This is a genomic window from Williamsia muralis NBRC 105860 (genome assembly GCF_001598915.1).
Taxonomy (GTDB): domain Bacteria; phylum Actinomycetota; class Actinomycetes; order Mycobacteriales; family Mycobacteriaceae; genus Williamsia; species Williamsia muralis.
The window spans coordinates 804870-823792 of record NZ_BDAP01000002.1 but is presented as its reverse complement, the minus strand read 5'-3'; the positions used below and the strand labels follow the sequence as shown (position 1 = coordinate 823792).

The following is an 18923-nucleotide window of genomic DNA, read 5'->3' as shown; positions in this document are numbered from 1 at the left end:
ATGGGCATCACAGGGTGAGTCGATGCCGTAGGCGCACCAGAGGAGTCGGCAGACCATGACCACATCGCTCGGTTTGAAGATCGGCAGCACCACATGTGTTGCAGTCCCCGGTACCGACGATGGCCTCGACGCTGCTGTCGTGCGCGGCCCGATTCTGGAGTTGGCGCCCGACGCCTCGCCCGAACTCGTCGACCGGCCGGGGCCGTACCGGGTCGGCGGTTTCACCGAGCGGGTGGGTGATCCTGTTGCCCTGGTGACCGACGACGGTCGCCAGTACACCGGTGAGGACCTCTACGCCGCTGCGATGGCCGCTCTCGCCGCCGACGCCGGCGCCTGGGATGCCGACGCGATCGTGCTCGCCTGCCCGAACGAATGGCAGGACTACACCGTCGAGGCCCTGCGCGCGGCCGCGGCCCGGCAGGACATGCCCGAGGTGACCGTGGTTCCCGAGGCGATCGCCGCGGTTGCCGCGCTCGCCGAACACAAGGGTCAGCTCGACGGCGTCACCGTGGTGTACGACCTCGGTGGTTCATCACTCGATGTGGCGGTGGTGCGCACCGGCGCCGACCCGGTGGTCATCGGCCGCCCTCTGAAGTCCGAAGAGATCAGCGGCGCCCAGTTCGACCATCTCGTTCTCGGCCATGTCCTCGAATCGGTGGGCGCCACGGACGCGATCGACCCGTTCGATGCGGCGACGATGGAGGGCCTGGCCGAACTCCGGGTTCGCTGCGCGGCGGCCCGCGAGGCGTTGTCCTCGGACACCGAAACCGTTGTCTCCATCGATCTTCCGGGGATCCGCACCGAGGCCAGGCTCGTCCGGTCCGAGCTCGAAGACCTGCTGCGGGCACCCCTGGCGAGTTCGATGGCCCTGGTGATCGAGGCCCTACAGCTCGCCGACATCGAGCTGGGCGCGGTCTCCACGATCCTGCTCACCGGCGGCGGTTCGGCCACCCCTCTTGTCAGTGAATTGGCGTCGTCGATGCTGCGTATCCCGGTCGCGGTCAACAACGACCCGGCGATCACCACCGCCACCGGGGCCGCGCTCATCGCCCACACCGCGGCGAAGGCGGCCGCGGCGGCGTCGGTCGCGGTCGTGCCGGCGCATGCATCGGCTTCGGATGAAGTCGTTCCCGCCGGCGCGCACGCACTCACCCCGGCTCCCCGCACCGTCAAGGTCGAGCCCGCCTCGATGTCGCGGGGCAAGCGCACCGCCATCGTGGTCGGAGTCGCCGCAGCGATCGCTCTCCTCACCGCCGGAGGCCTCTCGGTGGGCACTGCCCTGACCGACGACGAAGGGCCCAAGCCTGCCGCCGCAGAGTCGTCGGTGACGAGTTCACCGACCGCTTCCTCGACTGCCCCCGACGGCTCGCCCGCCGGGTCCTCGACCGACACGAGTGGCGGAACCGACAGCAGGACCCCGGGCACGGTCACCACCGGCGCCGACGGACGGCCCACAACGGTGGCACCCAGAGGCGGAACGGCTGCCCCCGCCCCCGCCGCGCCGGGTGCCCCGACCGCTCCGCAGAACGGTGCGCCGGCTCCCGCACCGGCACCCGGTGGAGGAGCCCCGGCGCCGGCGCCTGCCCCCGCACCTGCTCCGGCACCCGCTCCCGCTCCTGCCCCCGCACCGGCTCCCGCACCGGCTCCGGCTCCCGCGCCTGCGCCGGCCCCCAACCCCGGTGGCGGTCTGCTCGGTGTGCCGGGCCAAGTCCTCGACGGCACGGGCGCGGCAGTTGGTGGACTCCTCGGTGGAATCGGCGGGTGATGTCGCAGTCGGCCGCAGTCCGGTGAACCGCCTCCCCGGAGCCACCGCGTTCACCGGAATGCCTGCCGCACAAGCATTGCTGTCCGCCGTACACGCCGGCGGTCCGGTACTCGCATTTGTCACCGGCGTCGCCGGGAGCGGTAAATCGGACCTGTTGCAGCATTGCCGTCGCCTTCTGAACCGTTCCGGCACACAGGTTTTCACGACGATCCCAGAGCATGAGGCCACCCGGCCCGGCTGCGCAGTCATCGTCGACGACGTGCACCACTGGGAAGCCGGCAGCCTGAGCCGCCTCACCGACCTGGCCGACCGCGGCGACCTCACGGTGATCGCCGCCGCCGAACCGCGCCTGTCCGACAACAACATCCGACAGGTGCAGCGAACGTTCTCCGCCCTCGGCACCGACATCAAGCTGGGCCCACTACCCACGCCCGCGATCATCGCCCGTTCAGGCGGAACTGTGTCCGCACCCGTGGCTGACGTCATCCGCCGAATTGCCGGCGGGAACCGCGCAGCCATCGACACCGCCCTCGACGTCCTGCGAGCCGACCCCGCCGCCGACGAACGGGCCGCCCGGGAGGCGATCGCGAAGTGGCAGCACGAACGGCTGCGCGCGCTTGATCCCACCACTCACGACGTACTGACCGTGGCGGCCCTGCAACCGTCGCCCGATCCGCACACCATCGCCGACACCCTGGGTCTCGACCCCACCGCAGCCATCGAAGCCCTTGATCGGGCAAGGGGTTCCGGTTTCCTCACCGGCACCGACGAGTTCCTTCCCGCCGCTCTCCCGGTTCTGCGAGCGGTGCGGGGCGAGCACCAGATCGCGTCCACCCATCGCTCGCTGGTGGACGCGCTGCTCGACCGTGGGGCCCTGACCATCGACGGAGCCCTGGCCGCCGCCCGCTCGGGCGTCGTCGACGGCCGTCTCGCGGATCTTCTCCTGTCGGCGGCCCGCACTGCTCCCCCGGCCGAGGCGGCCGACCTCTGGCACGCAGCGCTCACGGCCGGCGCCGACCCAGGTGTCGTCCGGGTTCCGTTGGCCGACGCCGCGACCCTCGCCGGCGACCTCGACACCGCCACCCGATTGGCCGACACCATCCTCGCCGCGGATTCACCGTCCGATCGCCGTGACGCCGTCCGGATCGGCGCGGCGGTCGCGGCACGGCGTGGAACGTATTCGCGGTCGGCCGACCTCTACCGGTGGCTGGGGCCAGAGGCCGCCGGACCGGACGCCACGATCGGCGTGCTAACCCTGCTCGCGACCGGGGATCGTCCGGGGGCCGAGGAGTTCTCGGCAACCGCAGGCGCCGCGCCTCCGACCACCGATCACGCCCGCGGAACCCTGCTCAGCTCCGGCCTGCTTGCGTCGTTGACGTCGTCGCCGGCTGCGGCCCTCGGACCGATCCTGCGGGCGGTGTCCCTCTCCGCGCAGCACCGCCGGGCCGAACCAGAGTCCGCCGCTGCCGTCGCGGCGCTGCTCTGTCTGCACAGTGGCGACCTCGCCGGCGCGAAGGCCGCACTGTCGCGCGATTGCGATCAGACCCCACGCGAACAACTGCTCCTCGGATGGACGGCGATGGTCGGCGGCGACCTGAGCACCGCCGCGGACATCCTCGGAGAGGTCACGCCCCAGAACCTGCGGGACGAGCTGGTGGCCCATGCCCTTGCCGTGGCGATAGCCCGACGTCGCGGCGACATGGGTGCCCTGGTCGCCGCATGGCGCGACGCCGTGCCCGCGGTGGCCGAGATGGAGGTGGACCTGTTCGCATTGCACCCACTCGGCGAGTTGTGGCTCGCGGCGGTCCGCTTGCAGGACACAGCGCGACTCGCCCACCTGGTGATGGCCGCCGACCGTTTGCTCGCGGCTCTGGGCTCGCCGCCGGCGTGGTCGATGTCGTGGAGTTGGTACGGCGTGCAGGCCGCCATCCTGGCGGACGATCCCTCGGCCCTGGTCCCCTATGCACGTCAGCTCGGTCAGGCCGCCGCAGGCGAACCGTTCGGTGCGGCCCTTGCCGACGCAGGCCGGGCATGGCTGCGGGTGCTGCAAGGACAACCCGATGTGGCCGAGGTGAAGAAGGCCGCGTCGGCGCTCGAGCAGGCCGGATTGCCTTGGGACGCGGCTCGACTCGCCGGCGAGGCCGCACTCCGGGTCGACGACACCCAGGCGGCCACCTCATTGCTGCAGGTCGCCCGACTCGTCGGCGCACCAGCGGTCGCGGCAACCGCAACGCATGTCGATTCCGCACACCCGGCCGCCGGCCCGCTGACCGAACGCGAGGCCGAGGTGGCCCGGAACCTGCTGCTCGGGCTGACGTACCGCGAAATCGGTGCCCGCCTGTTCATCTCGGGCAAGACCGTCGAGCATCACGTGGCGAGGATTCGGCGTCGTCTCGGCGCCGGGTCCCGGTCGGAGATGTTGTCGATGCTCAGAGCTGCGGGATACGGCCCGACAACAAATCAAGGGGGAGCCCAGAGCGCCACCTCATCGTGAAGGTGAACATCTGGAACAATTCCCCCGGTGAGCGCCACCATGACCGACCCACCAGTCGTGTCCGGGGCGCCATCGAAAAAGTCCACCGAGTACCGCCACGACCTCGACGGACTGCGCGGCATCGCCATCACCCTGGTGGCCGTCTTCCACATCTGGTTCGGCCGCGTGTCCGGTGGAGTCGACGTCTTCCTGACCTTGTCCGGCTACTTCTTCGTGGCGTCGCTCCTCAAACATGTGCTGGCCACCAGCTCTCCCACTGCTCGGTGGTCGACGGCGATCAATCCTGGGCCACGCCTCTGGCGGCTCGCGCGACGACTGCTCCCCGCACTTCTCACCGTTCTGCTGTTCATCGTGGTGCTGTCGCTGTGGCTGATGCCTCGAACCCGATGGTCGCCGCTGGGTGACGAGGCCATCGCCTCGGCGCTCTACTACCAGAATTGGCACCTGGCCCTGGCATCGCAGGACTACCAGGCCGCCGACTCGGCGAACAGTCCGATGCAGCATCTGTGGTCGATGTCGGTGCAAGGACAGTTCTTTGTGGTCACGTTGCTGGCCGCATTGGCGGTCGGCGGCGTCCTGAGAGGGCTCGCACTCAGATTCGATGTCTTCCGCCGACCGAAGGTCATCCGCGGGATCGTGTTCGCCGCCCTGCTCGGTGTCGCGGCGATCTCCTTTGCGTGGGCCCACCACCGGCACGGCATCAACCAGCCCTTCAACTACTACGACACCATCGCCCGTTGCTGGGAACCGATAGCCGGCGGTCTCCTCGCCGTGTGGATGCCCCGGCTCAAGATGGCGCAGTGGATGCGAAACCTGTTGGGCCTGATCGCTTTGGCACTCATCATCAGTTGCGGGTGGTGGATCGTCGGGGTGCAGCAGTATCCGTCGACGCTCGCATTGGTGCCCGTCGGCGCGACTCTGTTGCTGATCTGGAGTGGCTCGCGCCAGACCGCGCCCGGTGACAGCACCGACCCCGGCGCGGTCAGTTCGTGGCTCGCCCACCCGTCCATCGTCTGGCTCGGCTCCATCGCCTACGCCCTGTATCTGTGGCACTGGCCGCTGCTGATCTTCTACCTGACCTGGCGATACAAAGACAGCGCGAGTTTCATCGAGGGCACCGGGATCATTGCGGTCTCGCTGCTCTTGGCTTGGGCCACAGCCAGATACGTCGAGTCCCCGATCCGGGCCCGAAAGACGCCGTGGCGACGGTCGGCGACGGTGCTGACGGCAGTTCTGCTGGTACTCACCGTGGTCGCCGGGGCGGGCATCGTCAGCTGGAACCGGCACGTGCAGAACATGACGGTGGATACCCAGAATCTCGATCCGCGTCTGTATCCCGGCGCACGCGCGTTCCTCGACGGCGTGCCGGTGCCACGGGTGGAGCCCGAACCGAGTCCGCAGGTGGTCGAAAAGGATTGGCCCATCACGTCGTACGACTCGGTGATCTCCGGCTGGAAGGACGGATCGATCAGAGTCGGCGTGTACGGCGACGTGAACGCCACGCGCACTGTGGCTCTCGTGGGCGGCTCCCACGCGGAGTACTGGATCACCGCTCTCGATGCGATCGGCAGGCAGCACGGGTTCAAGGTGACCACCTACCTCAAGGTCGGGTGCCCACTGACCACGGACTACGTGTTCACCTGGTTCGGCCAGAAGTACTACCAATGCAACGAGTGGTCGCGTGACGTGATGGCACGACTGGCCGCGGACAGACCAGACGTGGTGTTCACCAACAGCACTCGCCCGGTGGAAGGTCAGGTCACCGGCGACTTCGTCCCCGAGGACTACCTCGACATCTTCACCGAGTTCCGCGACCGCGGGCAGAAGGTGATCGCCGTACGCGACAACCCGTGGGCCGTCGGCAAGGAGAGTCCGCCGGAATGCCTTGCGCTGGGCAAGAAGCCGTCGGTGTGCGGGGTGGAACGGTCGCTGGTGATGTCACCGACCGATCCTGCGCTCGACATCGCGCCCCAGTTCCCGAACATGAGTTTCCTGGACTACACCGACGCGATGTGCAGCGACACCTACTGCCCCGCCGTGGTCGGGAACATCCTGCTATGGCACGACTTTCACCATCTCAGTGCGACGTTTGTCCGCAGCCTCGTCCCGGCACTCACCGCCGACATGCAGAGGGCTCTACCCGGCTGGTGGTGAGACCGCCTACGCCTCACTCTTCCAGCGGGCGATGTCGTCATCGGAGATCTCCACCGGGCCCGTGGCCAGTTGGGTGATCCGGATGTGGTTGCCGAAGGGATCCCTCAGTGCACAGTCGATTCCGTAGGGCTGCTCCGTCGGTTCCTCGGTGAACTCGACACCGAGTGCGGACAGTTCTTCGTAGGTCTTCCGGCAGTCGTCCGTGGTCAGCATGGCAGCGGCGCCCAGCGCGCCCTTGGTGACGAGGTCGCGGACCGATGCGGCCACCTCTTCGCTGTGGGCCGGCGGCCCCGGGACCTCGAGGAGGATCTGACGATCCGGGTCTCCGGGCAGGGCAATGGTGAGCCACCTCATGAACCCCATGTCGACGTCGTCTTTGATTGCGAAGCCCAGTTTTCCGACGTAGAAGTCGAGTGCTTCGTCCTGATCGAGAACCATGACCGTGTGAATGCTGATGTTTTTGAACATGTCTCAACGGTAGGGGCAGGGGTGGCCGCGTTGCTTATCCAAAACTGCTCGGTCTCGACCAGGTCCTGACAAAACATCCCGGCACCTTCACCGGCGCGGCAGTGGCCCGGAATCCGCTGGGCGAATTCCCCACCACGGTTCGAAACGTCCGGCTGAAGGTCCCGAGGCTCTCGAACCCCACCATGGCCGCGATGTCGGTGACGGGCAGCAGTGGATCGCGCAGCAAATTCATCGCTCGCTCGATGCGACGGCGCTGCAAATACCGGTGCGGCGTCTCCCCGAAGGTGGCCCGGAAGGTTCGGGTGAAGTGGGCGGCGGACATGTGTGCCACGGCCGCCAACCGGGGCACGTCGAGTGGCTGGGCATAGTCGCGGTCCATCGCGTCGCGGGCGCGCAGCAACCGTCGGTTTTGATCCTCACCGGGACTCATTGCCACGGGTCAGAGCCTAGTGAACTACGCGAACTGATCCCAGCCGAGCTTGGCCGACATCACCACGACCACCACGAGCAGTGCAGCCCGGATCACCCCAGACCCTCGATTGAGCACCGTCCTCGATCCCAGCAGTGATCCCGCGACGTTGGCCACCGCGAGTAGCAGCCCGAGTTGCCACCACACGTGCCCCTGGATCGCGAACACCACGAGGGCACCGAGGTTCGTAGCGGTGTTGGCGATCTTGGCCAGTGCCGCACTCTCGATGAAGCTCCGGGAGAGCACCACGGTGAGCGCGATGATGAGGAACATCCCGGTACCGGGGCCGAAGATGCCGTCGTAGAAACCGATCACCGCAAACGCGACACATCCGGCGATCATCTGCCGGCGGCTCAGCGGGCCGCCCGACCCGGTGCTCCGGCCGAACGAGGGCCTGCACGCCACGAAGATCCCGACCGCCAGCATCAGCACGATCACCAGCGGCCTGATCACGTCCGCCGACACCAGCGACGCCGCGGTGGCACCGGCGGCCGCACACACCCCGGCGATCGGTACGGAGATCAGGGCAAGACGTCGCGGGACGGCGGTCACCCGGGTGAACGCGATGGCGGCCGCGCCGGTGCCCCAGATCGCCGCGAGCTTGTTGGTGCCCAACGCAGTGGCCGGTGCCACGGTGGGGAACGCGATGAGCATCGCCGGGATCAGCACGAGGCCGCCACCACCGATCACCGCGTCGATCCAGCCCGCCGCAAGGGCTGCGACCAGCAACAACGTCAACACATCCCAGTCGGGGATCATCTCGCACAGCCTTTCCACACCACATGGACAGTAGGTGGACGTGACAAATCGCTCAGACACCGAGGAGGGTAATCACAGGTGGATGCGGCATGCTGTACGACGATGACCGCCACCACCCCCGCCGATTCCGCAGGCGCTGGGACCGTCACCAGCAGGTCCCGGCCGACCGCGAAGCGGGCGTATCTGCACCACGTCGACCTGATCCGGGCGACCACCTTCTCGCTGGTCATCTTTGTGCACTGCCTGACCGCGACAACCGACGAATGGGACAGCGTTCCGGTCAACTCGACCACCCTGCTGCTCCACTTCACCCGCAACATGTTCTTTGCGCTCAGCGGCTTCGTGCTGATGTACCAGAACTTCGAGCGGGTCGACTTCCGGTCGGTGGACTTCTGGCGCCGGCGGATGAAACTGGTCATCTTCCCGTTTGTGATCTGGTCTTTTGTGTATTGGGCCGTTGAGGACATGTGGGCGCACGGGCGCACCGGTGACATACCCGGCAGCCTCGGGGAGTTCTGGGATCTGCTCAAGTGGGGCCTGTCCGGGTTCCACATGTACTTCTTGTTCGTGATGCTGCAGGTGTACCTGCTGTTCCCGCTGGTGCTGTGGCTGGTGCGCCGCACGCGTGGCCGCCATCTGGCGCTGCTCGCCGTCAGTGCCGCAGTGCAGTGGGCATGTTTTGTGGTCATCACGCACTGGCAACCACCTGCGAGCATCGCCGGGGTGTGGTGGCACTACTACGCGACCTTCGTGCCGTATCAGTTCTTCGTGTTCGCGGGAGCGGTGACGGCGGTCCATCTCGAGGACATCCGGCTGTGGCTACAGGGCAAGGGCTGGTGGTTGTTCAGCGCGCTGATGGTGACCGGGTTGTTCGCGCTCGGCAACTTCTGGTGGCGGGTGTGGGGTGATGATCAGCGTGCGATCGATGCGAGCGCCGCTTTTCAGCCCACGTTGTTCCCGTTCCTAGTCGCCGCGGTGGCGTGCCTGTACGCGGTCGGCCAGCACTGGGCCGACCATCACCGGCGCAACACCCCCCGATTCGACCGCATGGTGAAGTACGCCTCGAACCGCTCGTTCAGCGTCTTCCTGGTCCATGCGCTGCTGATCTTCTTCATCCTCTACCCGCAACGCAACAACGTCGCGTGGGTGGTGGACGTGATGGGCGCGCCGTGGGCGACCATCGTCGTGTATCTCGGCACCCTTGCCGGCTCGCTGCTTGTGGTGGAGGCCCTGCGCCGGATGCCCGGGTCGGCGTATCTGACCGGTCGGCCCCGGTTGCCGATGCCAGACAAGTTCGACGTCGCTCAGCTCATCAGTACCGTCAGCAATGCCCGCGGTCGGGCCAGCACTGTCTCACGCAGGTGATTGCGCGCGATTGTCCATGTCGGACAATCACATTCGGCGAGTACGCCGTGGGCTTCGACACCGGCGTCGCGGCACAGCGCCACCGCACGACCGAGGTGGAAACCCTGGGTGACCACCAGCGCCGACCGCACCCCGAACAGGTCGTGCGCACGACGGCATGATGCCGCGGTGTCGTAGCCCTCGGGGTCGTCGATGATGTCCGACGAGGGCACCCCGTTCCGCTCGAGATAAGCGCGCATCACCGCCGGCTCGTTGCCCGCCACCGCGCGGCCGTTCCCGGAGTTGAGGACTTGCTGCACCCGGCCGTCGCGATACAGCGCGAGTGCCGTATCCAGCCGGCCACGTACGTACGAATCGGGTTCGCCGTCGATCACCTTTGCCCCCAGCACGAGCGCCACGGATGCCGAGGGGGCTTCCGAGGCCTCGGACGTCCGGCCATGGGCCTGCACGTACACCCAGGTGCTGGCGATGGTCACGACAAGCTCGACGCCTGCCAGCCCGGCGCCGATCAGCAGTAGAATTCGGTAACGACTTATGGCGGACATCACAAATACCTTACCGATCAGTAACTTAGGACAACCTGCGCAAAACCTTGGCACAGCCAGGCCTTAACGTACCTAGTGGAGAACACTGCGTGCGCTGGAGCGATTCAACGCGACGCCGTGAGCGCCACACAGCTTGCGATAGGGCCAGGCCCCATCTGGGGCCATCAGGCCGACCGGGTGAACCATTCGACCGCGATGCGTAAACAGACGTATATCGGGCGGGCGGTTCGAGAGAGAAAGGCCGTGACGCCGTGAATACCGCGACGATCACCATCGGCACCATTGCTGCTCTGGCAAGCCTGGTGTGCTGGGCACTGTTTTTCCGCGGAGTGTGGACGATGCTCCGCACCATCGCCAAGGGGCAGAAGGACAACACCCGGTTCACGCCGGTGCTCCCTCGCTTCAAACAGATGATGATCGAGTTCATCGCCCACACGCGGATGGCGAAGTTCCGAACCGTCGGCTGGGCCCACTGGCTGGTGATGATCGGGTTCCTGCTCGGTTCACTGCTGTGGTTCGAGGCCTATGGCCAGACGTTCGACGCCAAGTTCCACTGGCCGTACTTCGGCGACACCTTCGCCTGGCACCTACTCGACGAGCTCCTGGGCATCGGCACCGTGGTCGGCATCGTCACCCTGATCATCATCCGTCAGCTCAACCACCCGCGGGTTCCCGAGCGGCTGTCCCGGTTCTCCGGCTCGCGCTTCGGCGCCGCGTACTTCGTCGAGGTGGTCGTGCTGCTCGAGGGCCTGGGCATGATCATGGTGAAGGCCGGCAAGATCGCCACCTACGGCCACGCACACGCCGGCTCGGACTTCTTCACCATGCAGGTCGCCAAGCTGCTCCCGGCCAGCCCGACCATGGTCTCGGTCTTCGCGCTCATCAAACTGATGTCGGGCATGATCTGGCTCGCCGTCATCGGCCGCAACATCACCTGGGGCGTGGCGTGGCACCGCTTCTCGGCCTTCTTCAACATCTACTTCAAGCGTGAGGACGACGGCGGGGTCGCGCTCGGCGCGGCCAGGCCGATGACATCGGGCGGCAAGGTCCTCGACATGGAGACCGCCGACCCCGACGTGGACGCATTCGGTGCCGGCAAGATCGAGGACTTCACCTGGAAGGGCTGGCTCGACTTCACCACCTGTACCGAGTGTGGTCGCTGCCAGAGCCAGTGCCCGGCATGGAACACGGGCAAGCCGCTCTCCCCCAAGCTCCTCATCACCTCACTGCGTGACCACGGTTACGCCAAGGCGCCCTACCTCCTCGCCGGCGGCAAGAAAGACATCAGCGGCGACGAGATCGGTCTGGTCGACGCCGACGGAAACGTCCTGCAGGACAAGCTCGATGCGATCCCCGAGGCCGCCCGCAACGAGGCCGAGCGCAAGCTGGTCGGCGAGAGCGAAGGCACCACGGGCGCGGTCATCGACACCGAGACCCTGTGGAGCTGCACCAACTGCGGTGCCTGCGTCGAACAGTGCCCGGTCGACATCGAGCACGTCGACCACATCATCGACATGCGCCGCTACCAGGTGCTCATCGAGTCGGACTTCCCGTCCGAACTCGCGGGCCTGTTCAAGAACCTGGAGAACAAGGGCAATCCGTGGGGCCAGAACTCCAAGGACCGCACCAAGTGGATCGACGAGATGGACATCGAGATCCCGGTGTACGGCCAGGATGTCGAGAGCTTCGAAGGCTTTGAGTACCTGTTCTGGGTCGGTTGCGCCGGCGCCTACGAGGACCGCGCGAAGAAGACCACCAAGGCCGTTGCCGAACTGCTCGACATCGCCGCCGTGGACTTCCTCGTCCTGGGTGAAGGCGAAACGTGTAACGGTGACTCCGCCCGTCGAGCAGGCAACGAGTTCCTGTTCCAGATGCTGGCGCAGCAGAACATCGAGACCCTGGACGAGATGTTCGGCACCGCTCCCGCGCAGGCCAAGAAGATCGTTGTGACCTGCCCGCACTGCTTCAACACCCTGGGCAACGAGTACCCGCAGGTCGGCGGCAAATATGAGGTGGTCCACCACACCCAGCTGCTCAACCGACTGGTCCGCGACAAGCGGCTCATCCCGGTGGCCCCGGTCAACAAGGACATCACCTACCACGACCCCTGCTTCCTGGGCCGCCACAACAAGGTCTACGACGCCCCGCGTGAGCTGATGGACGCCTCCGGAGCCAACCTGACCGAGATGCCGCGTCACGGCGAGCGCTCGATGTGCTGTGGCGCCGGCGGTGCCCGCATGTGGATGGAAGAGACCATCGGCAAGCGCATCAACCTCGACCGGGTCGACGAAGCACTCGGCACCTCACCGGAGAAGGTGGCCACCGGCTGCCCGTTCTGCCGCGTGATGCTGACCGACGGCGTGACCGCGAAGACCTCGGGCACCGAGCTCGAGAACAAGGTCGAGGTGCTCGACGTCGCGCAGCTGATCCTCGACTCCGTCAGGCGCGGCGCCCCCGAGATCAAGCGCGGCGGCCGTTTCCTCGGCGCAGCGTCGCTGGGGTTGTCGGCGCCGGTCGCCGAACCAGAGGCCAAGCCGGTCGAGAAGGAACCGGCAGCCGAGCCCGCCAAGGCGGCAGCGGCCACAGCCACCGAGACCAAGGAAAAGCCGAAGGTCGGCGGCGGACTGGGCATCGGCGGCGGCGCCAAGAAGCCGGGCGGCGGTGCACCCAAGCCCGGTGGCGCGGCCAAGAAGCCGGGCGGCGGCGCACCCAAGCCGGGCGGCGCAGCAAAGCCGACGTCCGACGAGAAGGCGACCGCGCCCGCAGCCGAAGGCGCCAAGGGCCTGTCCATCGGTGGCGGCGCCAAGCGTCCGGGAGCTCCGAAACCCGGTGGCGCAGCCAAGAAGCCGGGTTCGGCGAAGCCGGCAGCCGAGGCCCCCGAGGCCGCGGAGGCGACGACCGAATCAGCTGAGACCACCGAGACCAAGGCCGCACCCGTCAAGGGACTGTCGATCGGTGGGGGCGCCAAGCGGCCAGGAGCACCCAAGCCCGGCGGCGCAGCCAAGAAGCCGGGTTCGGCGAAGCCGGCAGCCGAGGCCCCCGAAGCCGCGGAGGCGACCGCCGAGACCGAGTCCGAGGCGACATCGGTCACCGAAGAGCCGGCCACCACCGGACAGGCCGGCGAGAAGCCGCCGGCCGCTCAGGTCAAGGGCCTGGCCATCGGCGGAGGTGCCAAGCGTCCCGGAGCCAAGCGTCCCGGGGCCCCGAAGCCGGGAGCAGGCAAGCCCGACGAGGATGTCGCACCCGCACCGGTGGCCGACGAGCCGTCAAAGGTGGACGAGCCAGAGGTCAGTGAACCGGCCGCGGAGGGTACTGCGGAGGGCGGGGCATCAGAACCGTCGCCCGCCGTTCCCGTCAAGGGCTTAGCCATCGGCGGCAGCGCTAGGAGGCCGGGCGCGAAGAAGCCGGGCGCGGCGAAGGCCGCTCCCGCCCCGGAGCCCGAAACCCAGCCCGAGCCGACCCCTGAGCCCGAAACCCAGCCTGAACCGGCTGAGGCAACGGAGACCGCCGAAACAACCGAAACTGCCGAGGTGGCGGAAGCCGCACCAGCAGCAACCGAGAGCGACAACGGCGCAGCTGCCACCAACGGCGACGCACCGGCCGACAGCCGGACGCTGGCCGAATCAGGCCCCTCCAAGGCCAAGGGATTCGGCATCGCAGCAGGCAAGAAGCGTCCTGGTAAACGCTGAACCCGAAAACGATTTGCGAAAGGCTGGCACCATAAGCAGGTGAGCAGACCACACGTGTCGACGGTGTACCGCGACCTCAAACCACTCGAGCAATCGGCGAAGCTCCGCAATGTCGCCTACGAGATCCGCGGACCGGTGACGGCCCACGCCGCTCGCCTGGAGGCGGAGGGGCATCGGATCCTGAAGCTGAACATCGGCAATCCCGCCCAGTTCGGTTTCGAGGCGCCGGACGTGATCATGCGCGACATGATCCACGCGTTGCCGTACTCCCAGGGGTACAGCGAATCCCTGGGGGTGCTGCCGGCTCGTCGCGCGGTGGTCACCCGCTACGAACTGATCCCGGACTTCCCGTACTTCGACGTCGACGACGTGATCTTGGGCAACGGTGTATCCGAGTTGATCACCATGACCATGCAGGCGTTGCTCGACGACGGCGACGAGGTGCTGATCCCCTCCCCCGACTACCCGCTGTGGACCGCGATGACGGCGCTGTCCGGGGGCAAGGCGATCCACTACCTCTGCGACGAGGAAAACGACTGGAACCCCGACATCGCGGACATCGAGTCGAAGATCACCCCGCGCACCAAGGCACTGCTGGTGATCAACCCGAACAACCCGACCGGCGCGGTCTACAAACGGGAAGTCCTCACGCAGCTGGTCGAATTGGCCCGCAAGCACTCGCTGTTGCTCCTGGCCGACGAGATCTACGACAAGATCCTGTACGACGATGCCGAGCACATCAATCTCGCGTCGCTGGCGCCGGACCTGCTGTGCCTCACCTTCAACGGCCTGTCCAAGGCCTACCGGGTGTGCGGTTACCGGGCCGGGTGGGTGGCCATCACCGGGCCGAAGGACCACGCGAAGGGGTTCATCGACGGCATGAAGATGCTGGCGTCGACCCGCCTGTGTTCGAACGTTCCGGGTCAGCACGCCATCCAGGTCGCGCTCGGCGGGTACCAGAGCATCGAGGATCTTGTGCTGCCCGGCGGTCGGCTCCTGGAACAACGCGACATCACGTGGGAGAAGCTCAACGAGATCCCCGGCGTGAGCTGTGTGAAGCCGATGGGTGCGCTCTACGCGTTCCCGCGCCTGGACCCCGAGGTGCACGACATCCGCGACGATGAGAAGTTTGTCCTCGACCTCCTGGTCCGCGAGAAAATCCTTGTTGTGCACGGCACCGGATTCAACTGGCCCAACCCCGACCATTTCCGCATCGTCACGCTCCCGTGGTCGCGCGATCTGGGTGACGCAGTGCAGCGAATGGGCAACTTCTTGGCCAGTTACAAGCAGTAAGAGTACATAACCGCAGCTCAGCACCCCTTGTTTTATGTGTGACGACTGGTAACGTCTAACTCACTCAATCACTCAAGGGGGAGTTGATGACTGCTATCGACAGCAACCAGAGGGCCGCCGAGCCCGCCTGGCGGTCACGCACCGTGATCCGCGACGGCGTGGAGCTGGCCGTGTTCGAGCTGGGCGAGCGGTCATCCGACCATCCGACCGTGGTGCTCGTGCACGGATGGCCCGACACCCACCACCTGTGGCAGTCGGTCGCGCCCATCCTCGCCGAGCGCTACCACGTGGTGGCCTATGACACCCGCGGCTACGGCGAGAGCGCCAAGCCCGACGGCGACGCGCCCTACCGGCTCCCCGAGTTGGCAGGCGATCTCTTCGCGGTGATCGACGAGGTCAGCCCGGGCGTGGCCGTTCACGTCCTCGCGCACGACTGGGGTTCGGTCCAGACATGGGAAGCCGTCTGCACACCCGGCGCCGACGACCGCATCGCCTCGTTCATCTCGGTGTCCGGACCCAATCTGGACCACCTCGGTGAGTGGACCCGCGAACGACTTCGTCGACCCACCCCGAAGTCCGTGGGACAGGCTGTCTCTCAGCTCGTGTCGTCGAGCTACACGGCCGTGTTCCAGCTCCCTGTGGTACCCAAAGCCCTGTTCGGCGCGGCCATGCACCCCGCGACGTGGCAACGGCTGCTCACCGCCGTCGAAGGCACCGACCCGGCCAACCTCACCTTTGCACCCACGTTCCGTGCCGATGCGGTGTCGGGATTGCGGTACTACCGCGCCAACATCCGTCCGCGACTGGCGAATCCGAATCCACGCAGCACCACCGTTCCGGTGTTCGAGGTGGTGAACACGCGCGACATCGCTCTGCGCAAGGCGATCTTCGCCAACACGCCGCGCTACACGGACAAACTGTGGCGTCGCGACACCGAGACCGGCCACTGGCTGCCGTACACGAACCCCGGCTACCTCGCCGAGATCGCCGCCGACTTCATCGAGACGATCCGCGGGGGTGAGGTGTCGCCGGTCATCGAGCGCGCCCGCCGACGAGGCGAGAACACCTCTGTGTCAGGCAAACTCGCGGTCATCACCGGCGCGGGCAGCGGAATCGGCAAGGAGACGGCGATTCTGCTCGCCCGCAACGGGGCCGAGGTCATCGTGGCGGACATCAATCTCGATGCAGCCGAGACCACCGCAGCCGCAATCATTTCCAGCGGCGGACTGGCCTCCGCCTACCGGCTCGACGTGGCAGACCAAGACGCATTCGCCGCATTCGCCGACGACGTGTCCAAGCGCCACGGAGTTGCCGACATCGTGATCAACAACGCCGGTATCGGTTTCGCCGGACACGCCCTCGATGCCACCGACGAACAGATCCGGCGCCTGATCGACATCAACCTGCTCGGGGTCATCACCGGCAGCCGGGTCTTCGGCCGGGCGATGGTGGAACGCGGTCTCGGCGGCCAGATCGTCAACCTGGCCTCGGCAGCTGCATTCACACCACAGCAGGGCCTCGGCAGCTACGCGGCCACCAAGGCCGGGGTACTGATGTTCAGCGAATCCCTCCGGGCCGAACTGGCCGAACATCACATCGGGGTCTCGGCGATCTGCCCCGGCATCGTCGACACCAACATCGTCGCGGCCACCGAGTTCGCCGGATCCACCGCGGACGCGCAACAACAGTTGCGCGACAAGATGAGTGGGATGTACCGCCGCCGCGGCTACACGCCGGACAAGGTGGCGTCCGCGATTCTCGGCGCGATCGAGAACAACAAGGCGGTGGTACCGGTGACCCCCGAGGCGCACGCCTGGTACCGCATCTACCGCTTCACACCCGGGCTCTCGCGTCTGATGGCCCGCGCAAAGTTGTTCTGAACAGGAGACCGCGATGACCCACGCTTTTGATCCGGGACCAGTTGAACTGCATGCCCGCAACGTCGAGTTCGAGTGGAAGAACACCCCGCTGCACTGGATTCCGAACCATCCGGTGTCGTCCAATGTGATCAGCATGCTCAATCTGCTGCTGCCAGAGGGTGAACGCTGGTTTGTGCAGACATATAACGAGGCGCTGCCCCTGGTGAAGGACGAGGTGCTCGCGGCTGCGATGCGCGGCTTCATCGGGCAGGAGGCGATGCACGCCGAAGCCCACGACCGGGTGCTGTGGGAGTTCCTCGACGAGAACGGTCTCGACCCCCGGCCGTTCCAGCGCCAGATGGAGTGGATCTTCCGTAAGATCCTCGGCCCCTCCGAGAAGGGCACTGCGAAGGCACGGTACAAGCACCTCGTCGAGCGGCTCTGGCTGATCGCCGCCATCGAGCACTACACCGCCGTACTCGGCGACTTCGCCCTGAACAACAAGTGGGACGAGCACGGCGCCGACCCCATGATGGCCGACCTCTTCCGGTGGCACGGCGCCGAAGAGGTCGAACATCGTTGTGTGGCACATGATGTGGCCACCTACTTCGGCGACAGCTACCTCAAACGTGGCCGGGCCATGCTGGTCGCTCTGCCGGCGTTGCTCTTTGTCATCCACCGCGGCATCCGCTTCATCGCCCACGGCGACCCGGCAGGCAAGGTGAGCTACCCCCGGTTGTGGCTGGGATGGTTCTCCGGCGCCCGAAACGGGCTGCTGCCCACCCTTCGGTCCATCGTCTTCGCGACCTTCAGTTACTTCCGGCGCGACTTCTCCCCGATGGAGGTGGGGTCGACGGCCCAGGCCGTCGCCTACCTTGCGACGTCACCTGCGGCCCGGACCGCGCACCCATGAATCAGCGCCACCACCCGCACACGACGTCGATGACGGCGCCGCCGCCGCATCTGTACAACCGGTATCAGCACGACCCGGCGATGCGGATCGCGACACTGCTCGGCAAGGTGTGGTTCCCGCTGTGGAGCACTCTCACCAAAACGCCTGTGCCGAAAGAGGTCCACCGCGTCACCACGGTGCGGATCGTCGGCCGCGAGGTGGTGGCCGAGGACGAGAACGTGGTGGCCCTGACCCTCGCCGACCCCGACGGCGGCGAGCTCACACCGTGGTACGCCGGAGCTCACCTCGACCTGCTGCTGCCGTCCGGCCGCATGCGGGAGTACTCGCTGTGCGGTGACCCCGCCGATCGTGACCACTACCGGATCGCCGTGCGGCGGATACCGGACGGTGGTGGCGGATCGGTGGAGGTCCATGACCAGCTCCGGGTTGGCGACCTGCTGCGGATCAAAGGGCCGCGCAACGCCTTTCCCCTTGCACTACCCGGTCATGGGTCGCCGGCCCGCAGACTGCGATTCATCGCCGGCGGTATCGGCATCACCCCGATCCTGCCGATGTTGCAGGCCGCCGAGCGGCTGGGCCTGGACTGGTCGATGGTGTACACCGGCCGCAGCGTCGACTCCCTGCCCTTCGTCGACGAACTGGCCCGCTACGGGGACCGGATCACGGTGCGCACCGACGACACCGACGGCATCCCCACCGCGCATGATCTTCTCGGTGGGGATGACGCCGACTCACCGGGGCTTCCCGGAACGTCCGTGTACTGCTGCGGCCCCGTCCCCATGCTGAACTCCATTCGTGCCGCGCTGGCGGGCAGAGCCGACATCGAACTGCACTTCGAGAGGTTCTCTCCGCCACCGGTTCTCGACGGTCGGCCATTCCGGGTGACCCTGGACAGCACCGGCGGTGACGTTGCGGTCAGTGCCACCGAATCGACGCTGGCGGCGGTCCGCCGGGTTCTGCCGTCGGTGCCGTACTCGTGCCAGCAGGGCTTCTGCGGCACCTGCAAGGTCCGGGTGCTCGAAGGCCAGGTCGAGCACCGCGACAACATCCTCACCGAACCAGAACGCGACGCCGGCGTGATGCTCACCTGCGTTTCGCGGGCCGAGGGTGACCACCTTCGTCTCGACCTCTGATCCCGAACAGCAACGGA

13 protein-coding genes are annotated in these 18923 nt (G+C 66.9%); 9 read left to right on the top strand and 4 right to left on the bottom strand.

The window, feature by feature from the left end:
- Nucleotides 1-55: 55 nt before the first annotated feature.
- Genes WIMU1_RS10575 through WIMU1_RS10565 form a run of 3 tightly spaced genes read left to right on the top strand, consistent with a single transcriptional unit; the run spans nucleotide 56 to nucleotide 6413 of the window.
- Nucleotides 56-1765, top strand: a complete 1710-nt coding sequence (locus WIMU1_RS10575) for an Hsp70 family protein (protein ID WP_062796992.1) — start codon at nucleotides 56-58, stop codon at nucleotides 1763-1765.
- Nucleotides 1749-4259, top strand: coding sequence for a LuxR C-terminal-related transcriptional regulator (locus tag WIMU1_RS10570; protein WP_147431364.1), 2511 nt, complete (start codon nucleotides 1749-1751; stop codon nucleotides 4257-4259). The genes WIMU1_RS10575 and WIMU1_RS10570 overlap by 17 nt, the downstream gene beginning before the upstream one ends.
- A 39-nt stretch (nucleotides 4260-4298) precedes the next feature.
- Complete coding sequence (locus WIMU1_RS10565; protein WP_062797588.1) at nucleotides 4299-6413, top strand: acyltransferase family protein; 2115 nt, start codon at nucleotides 4299-4301, stop codon at nucleotides 6411-6413.
- Nucleotides 6414-6419: 6 nt separating this feature from the next.
- Here the strand turns inward: WIMU1_RS10565 and WIMU1_RS10560 are convergent, their stop codons facing one another.
- From WIMU1_RS10560 to WIMU1_RS10550, 3 genes are read right to left on the bottom strand one after another with little or no spacing between them, the layout of a single operon-like run.
- Nucleotides 6420-6881: a VOC family protein gene (locus tag WIMU1_RS10560; RefSeq protein WP_062796988.1), complete on the bottom strand. Its 462-nt coding sequence runs from the start codon at nucleotides 6879-6881 to the stop codon at nucleotides 6420-6422.
- 34 nt (nucleotides 6882-6915) lie between these two features.
- Nucleotides 6916-7311, bottom strand: a complete 396-nt coding sequence (locus WIMU1_RS10555) for a helix-turn-helix domain-containing protein (RefSeq protein ID WP_062796986.1) — start codon at nucleotides 7309-7311, stop codon at nucleotides 6916-6918.
- Between the two features lie 24 nt (nucleotides 7312-7335).
- Nucleotides 7336-8109: a TSUP family transporter gene (locus WIMU1_RS10550; RefSeq protein WP_062796985.1), complete on the bottom strand. Its 774-nt coding sequence runs from the start codon at nucleotides 8107-8109 to the stop codon at nucleotides 7336-7338.
- A gap of 102 nt (nucleotides 8110-8211) precedes the next feature.
- Between WIMU1_RS10550 and WIMU1_RS10545 the strand changes: the two genes are divergently transcribed.
- Nucleotides 8212-9474, top strand: a complete 1263-nt coding sequence (locus tag WIMU1_RS10545) for an acyltransferase (protein ID WP_084248151.1) — start codon at nucleotides 8212-8214, stop codon at nucleotides 9472-9474.
- Here the strand turns inward: WIMU1_RS10545 and WIMU1_RS10540 are convergent.
- The gene (locus tag WIMU1_RS10540; protein ID WP_062796983.1) at nucleotides 9414-10019 is read right to left on the bottom strand and encodes a SanA/YdcF family protein; all 606 of its coding nucleotides are present in this window, start codon (nucleotides 10017-10019) and stop codon (nucleotides 9414-9416) included. The genes WIMU1_RS10545 and WIMU1_RS10540 overlap by 61 nt on opposite strands.
- A gap of 251 nt (nucleotides 10020-10270) precedes the next feature.
- Here WIMU1_RS10540 and WIMU1_RS10535 point away from each other — a divergent pair, with 251 nt between their 5' ends.
- The 5 genes from WIMU1_RS10535 to WIMU1_RS10515 all read left to right on the top strand — a co-directional run bounded on the left by WIMU1_RS10535 (nucleotide 10271) and on the right by WIMU1_RS10515 (nucleotide 18906).
- Complete coding sequence (locus WIMU1_RS10535; RefSeq protein ID WP_062796981.1) at nucleotides 10271-13708, top strand: (Fe-S)-binding protein; 3438 nt, start codon at nucleotides 10271-10273, stop codon at nucleotides 13706-13708.
- A gap of 39 nt (nucleotides 13709-13747) precedes the next feature.
- The gene (locus WIMU1_RS10530; RefSeq protein ID WP_062796979.1) at nucleotides 13748-15001 is read left to right on the top strand and encodes a pyridoxal phosphate-dependent aminotransferase; all 1254 of its coding nucleotides are present in this window, start codon (nucleotides 13748-13750) and stop codon (nucleotides 14999-15001) included.
- Nucleotides 15002-15087: 86 nt separating this feature from the next.
- On the top strand, nucleotides 15088-16881 hold the full coding sequence (locus WIMU1_RS10525) for an SDR family oxidoreductase (protein WP_062796977.1): 1794 nt from the start codon (nucleotides 15088-15090) through the stop codon (nucleotides 16879-16881).
- A 13-nt stretch (nucleotides 16882-16894) separates the two neighbouring features.
- Entirely contained in the window at nucleotides 16895-17773 is an 879-nt protein-coding gene (locus WIMU1_RS10520; protein ID WP_062796975.1) for a metal-dependent hydrolase, read from the top strand.
- Entirely contained in the window at nucleotides 17770-18906 is a 1137-nt protein-coding gene (locus tag WIMU1_RS10515; RefSeq protein ID WP_062796973.1) for a PDR/VanB family oxidoreductase, read from the top strand. The genes WIMU1_RS10520 and WIMU1_RS10515 overlap by 4 nt, the downstream gene beginning before the upstream one ends.
- Nucleotides 18907-18923 lie beyond the last annotated feature (17 nt).

What these genes read in the sequence shown, in the direction of transcription:
- WIMU1_RS10560 (WP_062796988.1), bottom strand. Translation starts at nt 6,881, where the DNA reads ATGTTCAAAAACATCAGCATTCACACGGTCATGGTTCTCGATCAGGAC.
- WIMU1_RS10515 (WP_062796973.1), top strand. Translation starts at nt 17,770, where the DNA reads ATGAATCAGCGCCACCACCCGCACACGACGTCGATGACGGCGCCGCCG.
- WIMU1_RS10565 (WP_062797588.1), top strand. Translation starts at nt 4,299, where the DNA reads ATGACCGACCCACCAGTCGTGTCCGGGGCGCCATCGAAAAAGTCCACC.
- WIMU1_RS10575 (WP_062796992.1), top strand. Translation starts at nt 56, where the DNA reads ATGACCACATCGCTCGGTTTGAAGATCGGCAGCACCACATGTGTTGCA.
- WIMU1_RS10540 (WP_062796983.1), bottom strand. Translation starts at nt 10,019, where the DNA reads ATGTCCGCCATAAGTCGTTACCGAATTCTACTGCTGATCGGCGCCGGG.
- WIMU1_RS10555 (WP_062796986.1), bottom strand. Translation starts at nt 7,311, where the DNA reads ATGAGTCCCGGTGAGGATCAAAACCGACGGTTGCTGCGCGCCCGCGAC.
- WIMU1_RS10550 (WP_062796985.1), bottom strand. Translation starts at nt 8,109, where the DNA reads ATGATCCCCGACTGGGATGTGTTGACGTTGTTGCTGGTCGCAGCCCTT.
- WIMU1_RS10520 (WP_062796975.1), top strand. Translation starts at nt 16,895, where the DNA reads ATGACCCACGCTTTTGATCCGGGACCAGTTGAACTGCATGCCCGCAAC.
- WIMU1_RS10545 (WP_084248151.1), top strand. Translation starts at nt 8,212, where the DNA reads ATGACCGCCACCACCCCCGCCGATTCCGCAGGCGCTGGGACCGTCACC.
- WIMU1_RS10525 (WP_062796977.1), top strand. Translation starts at nt 15,088, where the DNA reads ATGACTGCTATCGACAGCAACCAGAGGGCCGCCGAGCCCGCCTGGCGG.